General features: G+C 67.0%; 14 protein-coding genes. 4 read left to right on the top strand and 10 right to left on the bottom strand.

Translation table 11 applies throughout. The features are described 5' to 3' along the window. Positions 1 to 34: 34 nt before the first annotated feature. Positions 35 to 877 carry a phosphoserine phosphatase SerB gene (gene serB / locus E7V67_012130; GenBank protein ID WUR15814.1) on the top strand — a complete coding sequence of 281 codons (843 nt, stop codon included), beginning with the start codon at positions 35 to 37 and terminating at the stop codon, positions 875 to 877. A gap of 165 nt (positions 878 to 1,042) precedes the next feature. Here serB and E7V67_012125 read toward each other — a convergent pair whose 3' ends face one another. After that, the gene (locus E7V67_012125) at positions 1,043 to 2,236 is read right to left on the bottom strand and encodes a CaiB/BaiF CoA-transferase family protein (protein WUR15813.1); all 1,194 of its coding nucleotides are present in this window, start codon (positions 2,234 to 2,236) and stop codon (positions 1,043 to 1,045) included. A gap of 10 nt (positions 2,237 to 2,246) precedes the next feature. Further along, positions 2,247 to 2,732 (bottom strand): TspO/MBR family protein, encoded by a 486-nt coding sequence (locus E7V67_012120; protein WUR15812.1) that lies wholly within the window; start codon positions 2,730 to 2,732, stop codon positions 2,247 to 2,249. 110 nt (positions 2,733 to 2,842) lie between these two features. Between E7V67_012120 and E7V67_012115 the strand changes: the two genes are divergently transcribed. The 3 genes from E7V67_012115 to E7V67_012105 all read left to right on the top strand — a co-directional run bounded on the left by E7V67_012115 (position 2,843) and on the right by E7V67_012105 (position 3,919). Next, positions 2,843 to 3,238 carry a cytochrome c family protein gene (locus tag E7V67_012115; GenBank protein ID WUR15811.1) on the top strand — a complete coding sequence of 132 codons (396 nt, stop codon included), beginning with the start codon at positions 2,843 to 2,845 and terminating at the stop codon, positions 3,236 to 3,238. A 22-nt stretch (positions 3,239 to 3,260) separates the two neighbouring features. After that, complete coding sequence (locus E7V67_012110) at positions 3,261 to 3,497, top strand: hypothetical protein (protein WUR15810.1); 237 nt, start codon at positions 3,261 to 3,263, stop codon at positions 3,495 to 3,497. Positions 3,498 to 3,562: 65 nt separating this feature from the next. Further along, a complete protein-coding gene (locus tag E7V67_012105; GenBank protein WUR15809.1) occupies positions 3,563 to 3,919 on the top strand; it encodes a hypothetical protein in 357 nt (118 codons plus the stop codon). Positions 3,920 to 4,181: 262 nt separating this feature from the next. On the opposite strand, the gene E7V67_012100 is transcribed toward E7V67_012105, so the two are convergent. From E7V67_012100 to E7V67_012065, 8 genes are all read right to left on the bottom strand, one after another. Then, on the bottom strand, positions 4,182 to 5,591 hold the full coding sequence (locus E7V67_012100) for a hypothetical protein (protein WUR15808.1): 1,410 nt from the start codon (positions 5,589 to 5,591) through the stop codon (positions 4,182 to 4,184). Positions 5,592 to 5,720: 129 nt separating this feature from the next. Next, positions 5,721 to 6,890: a cystathionine beta-lyase gene (locus E7V67_012095; protein WUR15807.1), complete on the bottom strand. Its 1,170-nt coding sequence runs from the start codon at positions 6,888 to 6,890 to the stop codon at positions 5,721 to 5,723. A gap of 78 nt (positions 6,891 to 6,968) precedes the next feature. Continuing rightward, positions 6,969 to 8,378 carry a 30S ribosomal protein S12 methylthiotransferase RimO gene (gene rimO / locus E7V67_012090; GenBank protein WUR15806.1) on the bottom strand — a complete coding sequence of 470 codons (1,410 nt, stop codon included), beginning with the start codon at positions 8,376 to 8,378 and terminating at the stop codon, positions 6,969 to 6,971. 173 nt (positions 8,379 to 8,551) lie between these two features. Next, positions 8,552 to 10,957 carry a TonB-dependent receptor gene (locus E7V67_012085; protein WUR15805.1) on the bottom strand — a complete coding sequence of 802 codons (2,406 nt, stop codon included), beginning with the start codon at positions 10,955 to 10,957 and terminating at the stop codon, positions 8,552 to 8,554. Between the two features lie 85 nt (positions 10,958 to 11,042). Further along, positions 11,043 to 12,113, bottom strand: coding sequence for an ABC transporter ATP-binding protein (locus tag E7V67_012080; protein WUR15804.1), 1,071 nt, complete (start codon positions 12,111 to 12,113; stop codon positions 11,043 to 11,045). Between the two features lie 12 nt (positions 12,114 to 12,125). Further along, entirely contained in the window at positions 12,126 to 13,031 is a 906-nt protein-coding gene (locus E7V67_012075) for a carbohydrate ABC transporter permease (protein WUR15803.1), read from the bottom strand. Beyond that, positions 13,028 to 13,915, bottom strand: coding sequence for a sugar ABC transporter permease (locus E7V67_012070; protein WUR15802.1), 888 nt, complete (start codon positions 13,913 to 13,915; stop codon positions 13,028 to 13,030). The genes E7V67_012075 and E7V67_012070 overlap by 4 nt, the downstream gene beginning before the upstream one ends. Further along, the gene (locus E7V67_012065) at positions 13,909 to 15,186 is read right to left on the bottom strand and encodes an ABC transporter substrate-binding protein (protein WUR15801.1); all 1,278 of its coding nucleotides are present in this window, start codon (positions 15,184 to 15,186) and stop codon (positions 13,909 to 13,911) included. The genes E7V67_012070 and E7V67_012065 overlap by 7 nt, the downstream gene beginning before the upstream one ends. Positions 15,187 to 15,264 lie beyond the last annotated feature (78 nt).

Genomic DNA, 15,264 nt, shown 5'->3' with positions numbered 1-15,264 from the left:
CCCGTTACTGATGACCCTAGCCAAAGATTTCACGATGAACCTCGTCCTGCAGGGCGAGGGCGACTGCCTGGACCGTGCCGAGCGCATCGCCGCGCTGACGGCGCCCACCAGCATCACCCGCATCTCAGCCAATGCCGTACGCTGCGAGGGCATCGCCTTCTCGCCGGCGCTGCGCCAGACCATCGAGGTGGCGGCCCACGCCGCCCAGCTCGATGCCACCTACATGATGGGGCGGCGCCGCCTGGACGAGTTCCGCCTGGTGGCGATGGACATGGATTCCACCCTGATCACGATCGAATGCATCGACGAGATCGCGGACATGCAGGGCCTCAAGCCCGAGGTGGCCGCCATCACGGAAGCGGCAATGCGCGGCGAACTGGACTTCGCCGAAAGCCTGCGCCGCCGCGTGGCGCTGCTGGAAGGCCTGGATGCGGGCGCGCTGCAGCGTGTGTACGACGAGCGCGTGCGCCTGTCGCCCGGCGCCGAGCGGATGCTGCGGGCCGTGCAGGCGGCCGGCCTGAAGACGCTGCTGGTGTCGGGCGGCTTCACCTATTTCACCGACCGGCTGAAGACCCGGCTGGGGCTCGACTACACGCAGGCCAATCAGCTGGAGATCGTCGACGGCAAGCTGACCGGCAAACTGGTGGGCGGGATCGTCGACGCGGCGGCCAAGCGCGCCGCCGTGGAACACGTGTGCGCGGGGCTGGGCATCACGCCGGCCGAGGCGATCGTCATGGGCGACGGCGCCAACGACCTGGAGATGATGGGCATCGCCGGGCTGTCGGTGGCGTTCCGGGCCAAGCCGGTGGTGCGCGAGCAGGCCACGGTGGCGTTCAACTTCGTCGGGCTCGATGGCATCCTGAACCTGCTGGGATAAAGATGGCGGACAGGCTTGGGGTCTGTCCCCGAAGGGGACTGACCCCGGTTTTCATCCGTGGCCGCTTTGCCGTCGAGACATAACGATGACGCTCGCTGTAGCGATAAAAACCAGGGTCAGTCCCATCCGGGGACAGACCCTAAGACTTGACGCGGCGCGGATCACTCACCGCACCACCCCTTTCTCGTGCAGCGCCGCGATCTGACCGGCGTCGAACCCCAGCCCCGCCAACACCCCATCGGTATGCTGCCCCAGCGCCGGCCCCTGCCAGCGCACCTCGCCCGGCGTCGCCGACAGCTTCGGCACGATGCCCGGCATCTTGACCTGCACCCCATCCGGCAAGGTGGCCGGCAGCAGCATCTCGCGCGCCTGGTAGTGGGGGTCGGCGACGATGTCCGCCACCGAGTAGATGCGCCCGGCCGGCACCTCGGCCGCTTCCAGCGCCGCCAGCACCGTCTCGATCGGATGGCGCGAGGTCCAGCCGGCGATGGCCGCGTCGATCAGCGTGGCCTGCGCGGCGCGCCCGTCGTTATGGGCGAAGCGCGGGTCGTCGGCCAGGTCGGGCCGCTCGATGACCGCCATCAGGCGGCGGTAGATCGGATCGCTGTTGCCGGCGATGACGACATAGGCGCCGTCGCGGGTCGGGTAGGTGTTCGACGGCGCGATGCCGGGCAGCGCGCCGCCGCTGCGCTCGCGCACGTGACCCAGCAGGTCGAATTCCGGCACCAGGCTTTCCATCAGGTTGAACACGCTTTCGACCAGCGAAACATCCACCACCTGACCGTCGCCCTGCCCCGTCTTCACGCGCAGCACGGCCATCAGGGCACCCATCACGGCGTGCAGCGACGCCAGCGAATCGCCCAGGCTGACGCCCACGCGCGCGGGCACGCCGCCGGCCTCGCCGGTCGTGTAGCGGATGCCGCCCATCGCCTCGCCGATGGCGCCGAAGCCGGGACGGTCCTTGTACGGACCGGTCTGGCCGTAGCCGGAGATGCGCACCATCGTCAGCTTCGGGTTCAGCGCGTGCAGCACGTCCCAGCCCAGGCCCAGCTTCTCCAGCGCGCCCGGTTTCAGGTTCTCGATCAGCAGGTCGGCATCCAGCGCCAGGCGCTTGACGATGTCGACACCCTCCGGCGTCTTCAGGTCCAGCGCGACCGACTGCTTGTTGCGCGATTGCAGATACCACCACAGCGACGTGCCCTGATGCAGCTTGCGCCATTTGCGCAAGGGGTCGCCGCCGCCCGGCGCCTCGATCTTGACGACCTCCGCGCCGAATTCGGCCAGCAGCCGCGCGGCGAACGGCGCCGCGATCAGCGCGCCGATCTCGATCACCTTGATGCCTGCCAGGGGTCCGCTCATCGTGTCCTCCCTAGGTGCCCAGCAGTTGCGGATTGCGCTGCCACACCGCATACGTCAGGGCGCTGGCGAACGACACCCATGCCAGGTAAGGCAGCAGCAAGGCACCGGCCAGCGGGCGGGCACGCCAGAAGCAGACCGTGGTCGCCAGCACCAGCAGCCACAGGACCAGTACCTCGAAAAACGCGGCGGCGCCCAGGTGCCAGCCGAAGAACAGCCAGCTCCACAGCGCGTTGGCGGCCAGCTGGACGACATACAGGCCCAGGGTGCGTGGCGCGGTGGACCAGCCGCGCAGCTTCCACACCAGCCACGCCGCGATCCCCATCAGGACGTACAGCAAGGTCCAGACCGGGCCGAACACGCCGGCGGGCGGCGCCCAGTCGGGCTTGACGAGCTGCTGGTAGAACTCGGGCGCGCCGCGCGACGCCCAGGCGCCCAGCGCGGCGGCAACGAAGGTCAGCGCCAGCCAGGCGGCCAGCGTCTTGATTTGGCTAGTCAAGCGGTCCAGGGTCATCGGTGGTCGTTCCTGCTGATATTGTAAAAACACTACTATATCAGTGCGCGCCGAAGCGCGCCGCGGCCGGTCCGGCGAGCGCCTATAATCACACCATGATCCGCTTGTCCCTGTCCGCCCTGCTTGCCCTGTTTGCCCTACCTGCCATGCTGCTCGTCCTGTCCGCCCACGCCGCACCGCCGCCCGGCGATCCTGTCGCCGGCGCGGCCGCGTTCCGCAAGTGCGCGTCGTGCCATCAGGTCGGCCCGGCGGCAAGGGGCGGCTTCGGCCCGCAGCTGAACGGCATCATCGGCCGGCGCGCCGCCGCCAGCACCGATTACGCCTACTCGGCGGCGCTGCGGCGCTCCGGCATCGTCTGGACCGACGCCGCGCTGGCGCGCTTCCTGCGGGACCCGGACGCCATGGTGCCGGGCACCAAGATGCGCTTCTGGGGCATCGGCGACGAGCGCCAGATCGCCAACCTGCTGGCCTACCTGCGCCAGTACCCTTAGTCGTCACTACCACGGAGGCCATATGTCCACCACGATCCTGCACCGCCGCACCCGCATCGTCACGCTGGACCCGGGCGAGGACATCGCCGCGCTGTGCCGGCCGGACGATATCGCCATCCGGCCGGAGGCGGATGGCTGGTCGGTCTGGTTCGTCGGCGACGACGGCGCGCTGGACGGCTATGACGAGCCCTATCCCTCGCAAAAGGAGGCGCTGTGGGCCGCCAAGGCTGCAGCGGAATTCGCGTCCAGCGGCGAGTGAGCCGTGTGCAGTTCTTGGCAAAATTGCTATAGTATGACTTTTATCTCAACATAGAGGGAGTTCATATGGCTCAGGACATCGTTTTCGACGCGCGTACCGACGGCGCGAAGAGCTGGGCATGGTGGCTGTACGTGGCCCACGGCGTCAGCTTCATCTTCACGCTGGGTGCGTTCTCGTTCATCCCGCTGATCCTGAACTACGTCAAGCGTGGCGAGACGATGGGCACCTTCGTGCACAGCCATCACGACTGGCAGATCCGCTCGTTCTGGTGGTACCTGGTGTGGATGGTGGTGGGCGGCGCGCTGTTCATTACGATCATCGGCATCCCGCTGGCCTACCTCGTGTGGGGCGGCGCGTGGTTGTGGAAGGCTTACCGGCTGATTCGCGGCTGGGTTACGCTGAACAACAACGAGCCGATCTAAGTCGATAAGCCGCCGGCGTCAGCACCATGCGTCTCGATGACTGCGGCGAACTTCAGGGTCAGTCCCGAATGCCGCTAAGTTAAGGATGTAAGACTCACTGGGCCGCAGGCGTATCCCTCAACCCCAGGTCCAAAACCGGGGTCAGACCCGCCGGGTCTGACCCCAGCTCTCCGCTTTTGGTGGAAAGACGTCTGCGGCTGGCTGAGGCATTTCCTTACCTTAGCGGCATTAGGGTCAGTCCCCTGCGGGGACAGACCCCACCTTACAACACGCGCAGGAACGCCACCAGGTCGGCCTTCTCCCCATCCGTCAGCTTGGTCTCAAGCACGAGATTGAAGAACTCCACCGTATCCTCCAAGGTCAGCAGCCGGCCGTCGTGCAGGTAAGGCGGCGACTCCTTGATGCCGCGCAGCGGGAAGGTCTTGATCGGGCCGTCGCCCACTGCCTTCATGCCGTTGACCACCTTCTGCTTGTAGAAGCGCTCCGTCTTCAGGTTGTGCATCAGGTTGTCCGTGTAGTACGGCGCCGCGTGGCATGTCACGCACTGGCCCTTGCCGTTGAAGACCGCTTCGCCGCGCAGCTCCTGCGGCGTCGCCTTCTTCGGATCGAGCTTGCCCAGCACGGTGAGTTTCGGTGCCGGCGGGAAGTCCAGCAACGCCTGGAATTCGCCCATGAAATGCACCTGGCTGCCCCGCTCCAGGATGTTGACGCCCTTCTTCGTGGCGATCACGGGATCGCCATCGAAATAAGCGGCGCGCTGCTCGAACTCCGTGAAGTCCTCGACCGTCTTCAGCGCGCGCTGGGAGCCGAACAGCCGCTGCACGTTGACGCCTCGCAGCGACGGCGTGTCGATGCGGTGGCGCAGCTCCTGCGGGCGGATGTCGCCGGCCAGGTGCGTCGAGGCATTGGTGTGACCGTTGGCGTGGCAGTCGAAGCAGGTCACGCCGCGGCTGGGTCTGACGGAGCGGCGGTCCTCGGTCTGGTTGAACTGCTGCTGGGCGAAAGGCGTCAGCAGCAGGCGCAGGCCCTCGATCTGCTTCGGATTGAGGATGCCGTTGAACGTGTCGTAGAAGTTGTCGATGGTGATCAGTTTGCCCTTCGAGACATCGCCCAGCTCCGGGTGCGTGGTCAGGAAGATCGGCGCCGGGAACTCCGGCAGCACGTGGTCGGGCAGGTCGAACGCCAGGTCGAAGCGGTTCAGGTCACGCGCCTCCTGTTTCAGCACCTCGTCGATATGAAACTGCGGGAACAGCATGCCGCCCTCGGGATGGTTCGGGTGCGGCAGCGGCAGGAAGCCGGCCGGGAACAGGTCGCGGTTGCGGATCTCGTCCGGGCCCATGGCGGCCAATTGCTGCCACGTGACGCCCTTGGGCAGCCGCACCCGCACGCCTTCCTGCACGGGCTTGCCGCGGAACATCGTCACGCCCGGCGCCGGCCGGTTGGCCAGGTCGTAGCGCTGCGCCAGCAGTTCCTGCTGGCGTTTCATCACGATGGGCCGCGCCGCGCGCATGCGCTCGAGGGTGACGTTGAACGGTTCGGTGATGTCGACCTTGGCGTAGCTGGTCGGCTGCTGCGGCGGTTCGCCGGGACGCTTCGGCGCGCCCTCCTGAGTCCAGACCAGCGCAGGTGACAGGGCAAGCGCGATGGCAAACGCCATCCTCGAAGCGTTCATGACTTCCTCCCGTTGTTATAGGTGGCTCAGCGATCTCCTGTTTCCATTAAAGCACCAGAACGCCTGAAAGAACAACAGCGTGTCGATTGTATTGCTCAATCGTCGTCATAGCGCCACGCAATCCTCCTCCTACGCCAGCGCGGCGAGTGCCTGTTCGATGTCGGCAACCAGGTCGGCCGGGTCTTCCAGGCCGATATTGAAGCGCACCAGCGTGCCGGCCGCACCCCAGGCATTGCGCATGCCTTGCATCCGGTAAGGCACGCACAGGCTGTTCGGTCCACCCCAGCTGTAGCCGATCTTGAACAGCCGCAGGCTGTCGACGAAGCGGTCGGTCTGCGCCTCGCTGTAGCGTGCGTCGAACAACACCGAGAACAGGCCGCCCGCGCCGCTGAAGTCGCGCCGCCAGTTAGCGTGCCCGGGGCAGTCTTCGAAGGCCGGATGCAGCACATGGGTGATCTCGGGCCGTCCCTTGAGCCAGCTCGCCACCCGGCGCGCGCCGGCATCGTGCGCATCGAAACGCAGCTTCAGGGTCGGCAGGCCGCGCAGGACCAGGTAGGCGTCGTCGGCGCCCACGCCGATACCGAGGCGCATATGGGAAGTGGAGAGCTTGTCGTGCAGCGCCTCGTCGCGCGTGATGGCGGCGCCCATCAGCACGTCCGCCCCGCCCGACTGGTACTTGGTCAGCGCCTGCACGACGATGTCCACGCCCAGGTCGAAGGCGCGCAGCGCGATGCCGGCGGACCAGGTGTTGTCCAGCGCGACCGTGACGCCGCGCGCGTGCGCGGCCGCGCAGATGGCCGGCAGGTCGGGCACTTCCATCGTCACCGAGCCCGGTGCCTCGGTCCAGATCAGCTTTGTCTCCGGGCGGATCAGTTGCGCGATGCCGGCGCCGACCAGGGGGTCGTAATAGCGCGCCGTGATGCCCATCGATTGCTGCAGCCAGTTGCCCAGCACGCGGCTGGGGTGGTAGACGTTATCGGGCAGCAGCACGTCGTCGCCCGTCTTCAGGAGCGCGAAGTCGATCATCGTGATGGCGGACAGGCCGCTGGGCGCCAGCAGGCAGTGCGTGCCGCCCTCGATGGCGGCCAGCTTGGCTTCCAGGGTGAACGTGGTCGGCGTGCCGTGCAGGCCGTAGGTATAGCCGCTCTTGTCCTTCCAGTCGCCCGAGCGCAGCGCGGCGACGTTGTCGAACAGGACGGTGCTGGCATGGTGGATGGCGGGCGGGTAGGCGCCGAAGCCTTCGGGTGGCGTGTAGTCGTGGTGGATCAGCGTGGTTTGCAGGTTTTTTTTGGCGGTCATGGTGGGCGTAAAAAAGGCGAACCTCGATGGTTCGCCTTATTGTAGCTTGCAAAACCCCGGCGGGTTGAACGTCCCGGATTACGCTTCACCCCACAAATCATGCGCGTCGGCGCGCGTGATCTCGACGTCGAAGAACTGGCCCACGGCCAGCTTCTTGTGCGGCTCGTACGGCTTCTTGACGTAGACCACGCCGTCGATTTCCGGCGCGTCGGCGGCCGAGCGGCCGATCGCGCCCGATGGGGTCAGCTCGTCGATCAGCACCTTCACCGTCTTGCCGACCTTGGCCTGCAGGCGCTTCTTCGAGATCTCTTCCTGCAGCAGCATGACGCGGCCGCGGCGCTCCTCGCGCACTTCTTCCGGCACCGGGTTGGCGATCTCGTTGGCCGTGGCGCCCTCCACCGGCGAGTAGGCGAAGCAGCCCAGGCGGTCGATCTGCGCTTCCTTCAGGAAGTCCAGCAGGTATTCGAACTCGGCTTCCGTCTCGCCCGGGAAGCCGGCAATGAAGGTCGAACGGATCGTCAGGTCCGGATTCATCTGGCGCCATTTCAGGATGCGCTCCAGGTTCTTCTCGCCGGAGGCCGGACGCTTCATGCGCTTCAGTACTTCCGGATGCGCGTGCTGCATCGGGATGTCCAGGTAAGGCAGCACATGGCCACCACTCATCATCGGGATGATCTCGTCCACGTGCGGGTACGGGTAGACGTAGTGCAGGCGCACCCAGGCGCCGTACTGCGCGGCCAGCTGGCCCAGCGCTTCGGTCAGCTGCGTCATGTGCGTCTTGACGGGGCGGCCGTTCCAGAAGCCGGAACGGAACTTGACGTCGATGCCGTAGGCCGAGGTGTCCTGCGAGATCACCAGGAGTTCCTTGACGCCGGCCTTGAACAGGTTTTCCGCTTCCAGCATCAGTTCCGCGATGGGGCGCGACACCAGGTCGCCGCGCATCGACGGGATGATGCAGAACGAGCAACGGTGGTTGCAGCCTTCCGAGATCTTCAGGTACGCGTAGTGCTTCGGCGTCAGCTTGATGCCCTGCGGCGGCAGCAGGTCGATGAACGGCTCGTGCGGTTTCGGCAGGTGCGTGTGCACCGAGGCCATCACCTCGCCGACCGCGTGCGGGCCCGTCACGGCCAGCACCTTCGGGTGGATCTTCTGGATCAGGTCACTGCCGTCCGTGTCCTTCTTGGCGCCCAGGCAGCCGGTCACGATGACCTTGCCGTTTTCCGCCAGCGCCTCGCCGATCGCATCCAGCGATTCCTGCACGGCCGCGTCGATGAAGCCGCAGGTGTTGACGATCACGAGATCGGCGCCGTCATACGACTTGGCGGTCTCGTAGCCTTCGGCGCGCAGCTGCGTCAGGATCTGTTCGGAGTCGACCAGCGCCTTCGGGCAGCCGAGCGAAACGAAACCGACCTTCGGGGCAGGGGCGGACGAGGTGGCAGGCGCGCCGGCGGCGGGCTTGTTCAGGCGGGAGAGTGGCTGAGATTGCATGTGTGGGTAGCTAAGATGGCAACGAACGTTTGAACCAATCTGCCATTGTACCCGAAGGCGGGGTGCTGGAGAAGTCGGCGGCGGTAAACAACACCGGTGTCAGGCACCTATCCGCGGGTCGGAAGACCCGCGGATAGGTGCCTGACACCAGGGGTTTTCCGCGTCCCGGGCGCCTAAAACTTCATCGACAAGCGCGCCCCCAGCGTGCGCGGCTGGTTGTAGTAGGCCGCCCAGATCTGCTGGTTCGGCTGGCACGGCGCGCCCACCTGCGTGCAGACCTCGACGGCGTCGTACTTGACCTCCTTGTCGGTGGCGTTGTTGACGAACAGTTCGGCCGTGTAGGCCTTGTTGGCCGGCTCGTAGCGCAGGCTGACGTCCAGCGTCGTGTAAGCCGGCTGCTGCTTGACGCCCGGATGGCCCGGCACGTCGCGGTTGAACGCACCGGCAGCGATGAAGGCTTTCGTCTCGTAGTGCGCCTGGAGGCGCGGCGTCAGCCGGCCGCCCGCGACCGCGAAATCGTATTCGCCCATCACGGTGGTGGCGAAGCGCGGCGCATGCTTCAGCACCGAGCCGCCAACGTCCTCCGTCGGCGCCGTCGTACCGCACACCTGGCCGTTGGCGCGCGCCGCGTCGATGTCGCACGACAGGAAGCTGTCGTAGGCCGCGCGCAGCCAGGTGGCGTTGCCGCTGATGCGTGCGGCGGGAACCGGGCGCCACGCGAACTCCGCCTCGATACCCTTGACGGTGGCGCCGGCCGCGTTGAAGTTCTGCAGCGTGTTGTTGACGACCTGCGACTCCAGCTTGTCCTTGTACTTCATCCAGAACGCGTCCAGGTTCAAGGTCAGCGTCCGGTTCAGCAGGTCGGACTTGAAGCCGATCTCGTAGCTGGTCAGCTTTTCCGGCTTGGTGGTGGCGCCGCCGTCGCCGATCGCGGGCGAGTGGAAGCCCGTCGTCACGGACGCGAACGCCAGGATGTCCCTGGCCGGCTTGTACTCCACCCGGCCAAGCCAGGTCGCCTGGCCATATTCCAGGTCGGCCGTGTTGTCGCCCGGCGTGTTGCCGCAGCCGGCCACCGTGACCGCCCCGCCCGGGCCGATATTGTGGGTGTTGATCAGGCCCGTGCCGGGCGTGACCAGTTGCGCCAGCTGGTTCGGCGTCAGCACGGCCGCGCCGCGCGGGGCATTGTCCGGCCAGTTCGGGCAGGCCCAGTTCTGGCCGCCCCGGTCGAACTTGTGGTCCTTGGTGTAGCGAGCGCCGGCAGTGACCTTGTACTGCTCGTTGACGTCATAGCTGCCCTGCGCGAACACGGCCTTCGATTTCAATTGCCGGTCGCCCTGGATGAACGACATCGCCGAAGCATATTCGCCCACGGTCGGCCGCACGAAGATCACATTGCCGGCCGCCAGGTCCTGGCGCAGGGCCGCCTCGGAAATCTGGCTGCGGTCGATGTCGAAGCGGATGCGGTTGTTCTCGCCGAACTCGAACAGGCCGGCGACCCACTGCACCGGCCCGGCACCGGCGGAACGTAGCTGCAGCTCGTTCGAATGACTGTCGAACTGGCCCCACTCGGTGCGGTTTTCCGCCTTGAAGCCCAGGTACAGGCCGGCGTCGGCGTCACTGGCGTTGCTGCGTTTCAGGCGGCTCCAGCTGCCCAGGTACTGCACGTCCAGCCAGTCCGTCGCGGCCCAGTTCCACTTCGTCTTGTACGTCATGATGGACTGATCCAGCGTGCCGGGGGTGTCGATCACCGCGCTCCAGCGGTCCTGGCCGGCCACCGGCTCCTGCGCCAGGTAGACGTTGCCGGCACCCTTGTCTTCGTAATAGTCGGCGATGAAGGTGGCGCGCAAGGCCGGTGTGATCTTCCACAGCAGGGTGGCGCGCGCGCCCGCCTGGTCCTGCGCGCCGTACTTGTCCGCACCCGGCGGCACGTTCGACCCGCGCGCGAAGTCCACATAGCCGTCGTGGCTGTCCTTGATCGCCGCCACCCGCAACGCCAGGTTGTCGCCGAACGGCAGGTTGATCATGCCCTGCGTCTGGATGCGGTGATAGTCGCCGGCCGTCACGCTGACGGCGCCCATCGTCTTCGTCGTGTTGGGCGCGGCCGACACCAGGTTGACGGCACCGGCCGTCGCATTGCGGCCGCTCAGCGTGCCCTGCGGCCCGCGCGCCACCTCCACGTGGGCCAGGTCGTACATCAGGGCCGTGGCGCCCTGCGGCCGCGGCAGGTAGATGCCGTCCACGTAGAACGCCACGGCCGGGTCGCCCAGTTCCGTGTGGTTGGCCGAACCGACCCCGCGCAGGTAGACGTGCACGCCGCCCGAGTCGCTGTGCGGTTCCACCACCAGGCTGGGCACCAGGGCCGTCAGCGACGCAAGGTCCTTGACCTGGTTGTTCTGCAGCGTCTCCTGCGTGAACGCGCTGACGGCCAACGGCGTGTCCTGCACCAGCTGGTCGCGGCGGTTGGCGGTGACGACGATGCGTTCCATCGTGCCGGGGTCCTGCGCTGCCGCCTGCGCGGCGGCTTCCCCGCCCAGCGCCGCCAGGCACAGCGCCAGTGTCGTCTTGTTCAGTGTCTTCATCGGTCTCCCCTCGGATAGGTCAAGCGTCAGGCGCGACGGCGCCCGGCCGCGCCGCGGCCATTGCCGTCATGGGTGGTGCTGCGGGTCAGAGGCGCCGCGTGCTGGCCTCGTCGAACAGCGAAATGTGCGCGGGCCGCAACGCGAACGCCGCACTGCCCGCCACGGCCGGGTGCTCGTCCTGCACGATGGCGGCGACCTGGGTGCCGTGGTGATCGAGCCACAGCACGCGGTGCGCCCCCATGGCCTCGACCAGTGCGACGTTGCCCTGGCACGGGCCGTCGGCACGCACCTCCACGTCTTCCGGCCGCACGCCCAGCACGCAGGCCTGGCCGTCGGCTGGCGGCTGGCGGAACGGGTAGGCGCTGACGTCGAGCGCCAGGTGGCCGTCGTCGAACACCACGCGGCCGTCCTGCCGCGCCAGCCGGCCGCGGAACAGGTTCATGCCCGGCGAGCCGAGGAAGGTCGCGACGAACAGGTTTTCCGGCCGCCGGTAGATCGCATCGGGCGTGTCGAACTGCTGGATCACGCCGCCCTGCATGACGGCCATGCGGTCGGCCAAGGTCATTGCCTCGACCTGATCGTGCGTCACGTAGATCATCGTCGCGCCCAGCTGGCCGTGCAGCAGCTTCAGTTCGCGGCGCAGCTCCGTGCGCAGCTTGGCGTCCAGGTTCGACAGCGGTTCGTCGAACAGGAACACGTCGGCCTGGCGCACGATGGCGCGACCGATGGCCACGCGCTGGCGCTGCCCGCCCGAGAGCTGGCCGGGTTTCCGCTGCAGCAGCGGGCCCAATTGCAGCATGTCCGCCGCGCGCGCCACGCGCCGCGCGATCTCGTCCTTCGGCGTGCCGGCGATGCGCAGGCCGAACGACAGGTTCTTTTCCACATTCATGGTCGGGTACAGCGCGTACGACTGGAACACCAGCGCGATGCCGCGATCCTTGGGATCGGCGTACGTCATGTCGCGCCCGCCGATCTCGATGCTGCCGGCGGCGGCGTCGTTCAGGCCCGCGATGCTGTGCAGCAGCGTCGACTTGCCGCAGCCGGAAGGCCCCAGCAGCACGACGAACTCGCCGGCGCGCACGTCCAGGTCGAGCGCGGAGATGACACGGTTGGCACCCAGTTCGATGCCCAGGTTGCGGATGGAGACATTGGCCATGTGGTTTTCCTCTTATCCCTTGACGGCACCGGCGGCGATGCCGCGCACGAACCAGCGTCCCGACAGGAAGTACAGCGCCAGCGGCACCATCGAAGTCAGGATCGTCGCTGCCATGTTGACGTTGTACAGGCGCTCGCCCGTGGTGGTGTTGATGATGTTGTTGAGCTGGACCGTCATCGGCAGGTGGTCGCTGCCGGCGAAGACGAGCCCCAGCAGGAAATCGTTCCAGATGTTCGTCACCTGCATGATGGCGGCGACGACGATGACGGGCGTGGACATCGGCAGCATCAGCTCCAGGAAGATGCGCCAGAAGCCGCCGCCATCGATGCGCGCCGCCTTGAACAGCTCCTGCGGCAGCGCCGCATAGTAATTGCGGAACAACAGCGTCATGGTCGGCATGCCGAAGATCACGTGCACCAGCACGATGCCCGGCAAGGAGCTGTACAGCTCCACCGCCGCCAGCGCGCGCACCAGCGGATACAGCATGACCTGGCCCGGCACGAAGGCGCCCATCATCAGGACGGCGAACAGCACATTGGCCCCGCGCGGCCGCCAGAACGACAGCGCATAGCCGTTGACCGCGCCGATGGCGATCGACAGCACCATGCTGGGCAGCGTGATCCAGACCGAGTTCCAGAAGCCGCCACGGATGCCCTCGCATTCCAGGCCCGTGCAGGCGCTCTTCCAGGCGCTCTCCCACGGTGCCAGGGTGGGCGCCATGGGCAACGCGAACAGGTTGCCGAGCCGGATCTCCGCCATCGGCTTGACCGACGTCACCAGCATCACGTACAGCGGCACCAGGAAGAACAGCGCGGCCGTGACGAGGAAGGCGTACACGCCGATGCGCGCCGGCGTCAGGCGGCGCTGCTTGCGCCGCACCGGCGGCAGAACGATATCGCCGATCGCATCGCGCTTCATCGCAGTCCCCTTTGCACGGCCTTGCTGCGGGCGTAGTACAGCGGCGCCACCACCGCCAGCACGGTGGCCAGCAGCACCAGCGAGGCGGCCGAGGCCAGGCCGATATTGGCGCGGCCGAACAGGTAGTCCATGATGAACTTGGCCGGCACCTCCGTCGCCGTGCCGGGGCCGCCCTGCGTCATCGCCACGACGGCGTCGAACAGCTTGACCACCATCACGGCCAGCAGCATGAAGGCGGTGGACAGCGACGGCCACAGCATCGGCAGCACGATACTGGTGTACACCCGCCACACCGGGATGCCGTCGATGCGGGCGGCCTTCCACAGCTCCTCGTCGATGCCGCGCAGCCCGGACAGCAGCAGCGCCATCACCAGGCCGGAAGCCTGCCAGACGGTGGCCAGCACGATCGTGTACAGCGCCTTGTCCTGGTCGACGATCCAGTCGAAGGTGAAATCCTCGAAGCCCAGCCGCCGTACCACGCGCTGGATGCCCAGCTCCGGGTTCAGGATCCATTGCCACACCAGCCCAGTAGCCACGAACGACATCGCGTACGGATACAGGAACACGGTGCGCAGGGCGCCCTCGCCCATCACCTTCTGGTCGATGAACACGGCCAGCAGGAAGCCGACGACCAGGCAGGCCAGGATGAACAGCACGCCGTAGATCGCCAGGTTTTCCAGCGACAGCAGCCAGCGCGCGTTGCGGAACAGCCGCTCGTACTGACCGAGGCCGACGAAGTCGCCGGTGGGGAAGATGCGCGCACTGCTGACGGAGACGCGCGCGGTCCACAGCAGGGTGCCGATGTAGACGCCCACGACGGTCAGGGCCATCGGCAGCAATGCCGCGTAGGCGGACCAGCAGGCCGTGCGGCGGGCGGTCACCATGCGTTGTCCTTCATCGCCTGGGCGAAAGCCTGCTGCGCCTGTTCCGGCGTCTGATTGCGGTTCCAGAAGTTGGTCAGCACGTCCTGCAACGCGCCGTTCAGGTCCGGATCGACCAGCATCTCGGCATTGGGCAGCTGGCGCGAGGTGTCCTGCATGATCGCGAGCCCCTGGCGTGCGCACATGTCCAGCTGGGACATGTCGACGTCCGGCCGGATCGGGATCGAGCCCTTGCGCGCGCTGAACGCGGCCTGCGGGCCAGGCGACGTCATCACCGTGGCCAGCAGCTTCTGCGCCTTGACGATGTTCGGCTTGGCGGTCTTCGGGAACACGAACGCGTCGCCCGCCACGATGTAGGGCGCCTTCGGGCCGAAGCCGGGGAAGCAGCCGAAATCGCGCCCGGCCACCTGGCCCGCGGCCAGGAATTCGCCCTTGGCCCAGTCGCCCATGATCTGCAGGCCGGCGCGGTTCGACACCACCAGGGCCGTGGCATCGTTCCAGTTGCGCCCTGGCGCGCCGGGGTCGGTGTAGGCCTTCAGCCTGCGGAACGACACCAGCACGTTACGAAACGCCGGCGAGCGCACGGCGTTCAGGTCGCGGTCGCGGTAGACCTTCAGGAACAGCTCCGGCCCGCCCACCAGCGCGAACACGGCGTCGAACACGATCTTCTCCTGCCACACCTGGCCACCGAACGCCAGCGGGATCAGGCCGGCGGCCTTCAGCTTGTCGAGCGTGGCGATGAACTCGTCCCAGTTGCGTGGCTCGTCCTTGATCTTCGCCTGCGCGAACGCCTTTTTCGAGTAGAAGAACCAGGCCGGCATATGGATGTCCACCGGCGCGGCATAGTAATGGCCGTCGATGCGGATCACGTCCAGGATCACCTGCGGCAGCACGCGGTCCCAATTGTTCTTGGCCGCCACGTCGTCCAGGTTATTGAGCAGGCCCTGGTCGACGATGTCGCGGAACTGGCGCGAGGTGTTGAACTGCGCCGCGACGGGCGCGTTGCCGCCGACAATGCGATTGATGGTGGATGCACGTGATTGCTCGGCGCCTGCCACGGCCTGGTCGATCCACTGGCCGCCGGCACGGTTGAACGCTTCGGCGAACTGGCGGATCGCGGCCGACTCGCCGCCGGACGTCCACCAGTGCGATACGGTTGCCTTGAGCGGCTCGGCGGGCGCCGGCGTGGCCGCATGCGCACCGTGGCCGGCCAGCACCAGGGCCGCCACGGCAAGCGCGGCGCGCATCCTGGCCTCTTTGTTGGCCTCTTTCATCTTGTCTCCTGGCGCCTGTGGCGCTGTTTTTATAATGACTAGCTTATGATAAGTGATACGGCCGGGCGAACGGGGCGT

Origin of the sequence: [Empedobacter] haloabium, from assembly GCA_008011715.2 — a bacterium.
GTDB classification, from domain to species: Bacteria; Pseudomonadota; Gammaproteobacteria; order Burkholderiales; family Burkholderiaceae_D; genus Rugamonas; species Rugamonas haloabia.
The sequence above is the reverse complement of the archived record's forward strand: the minus strand, read 5'-3'. Positions and strand labels throughout refer to the sequence as shown.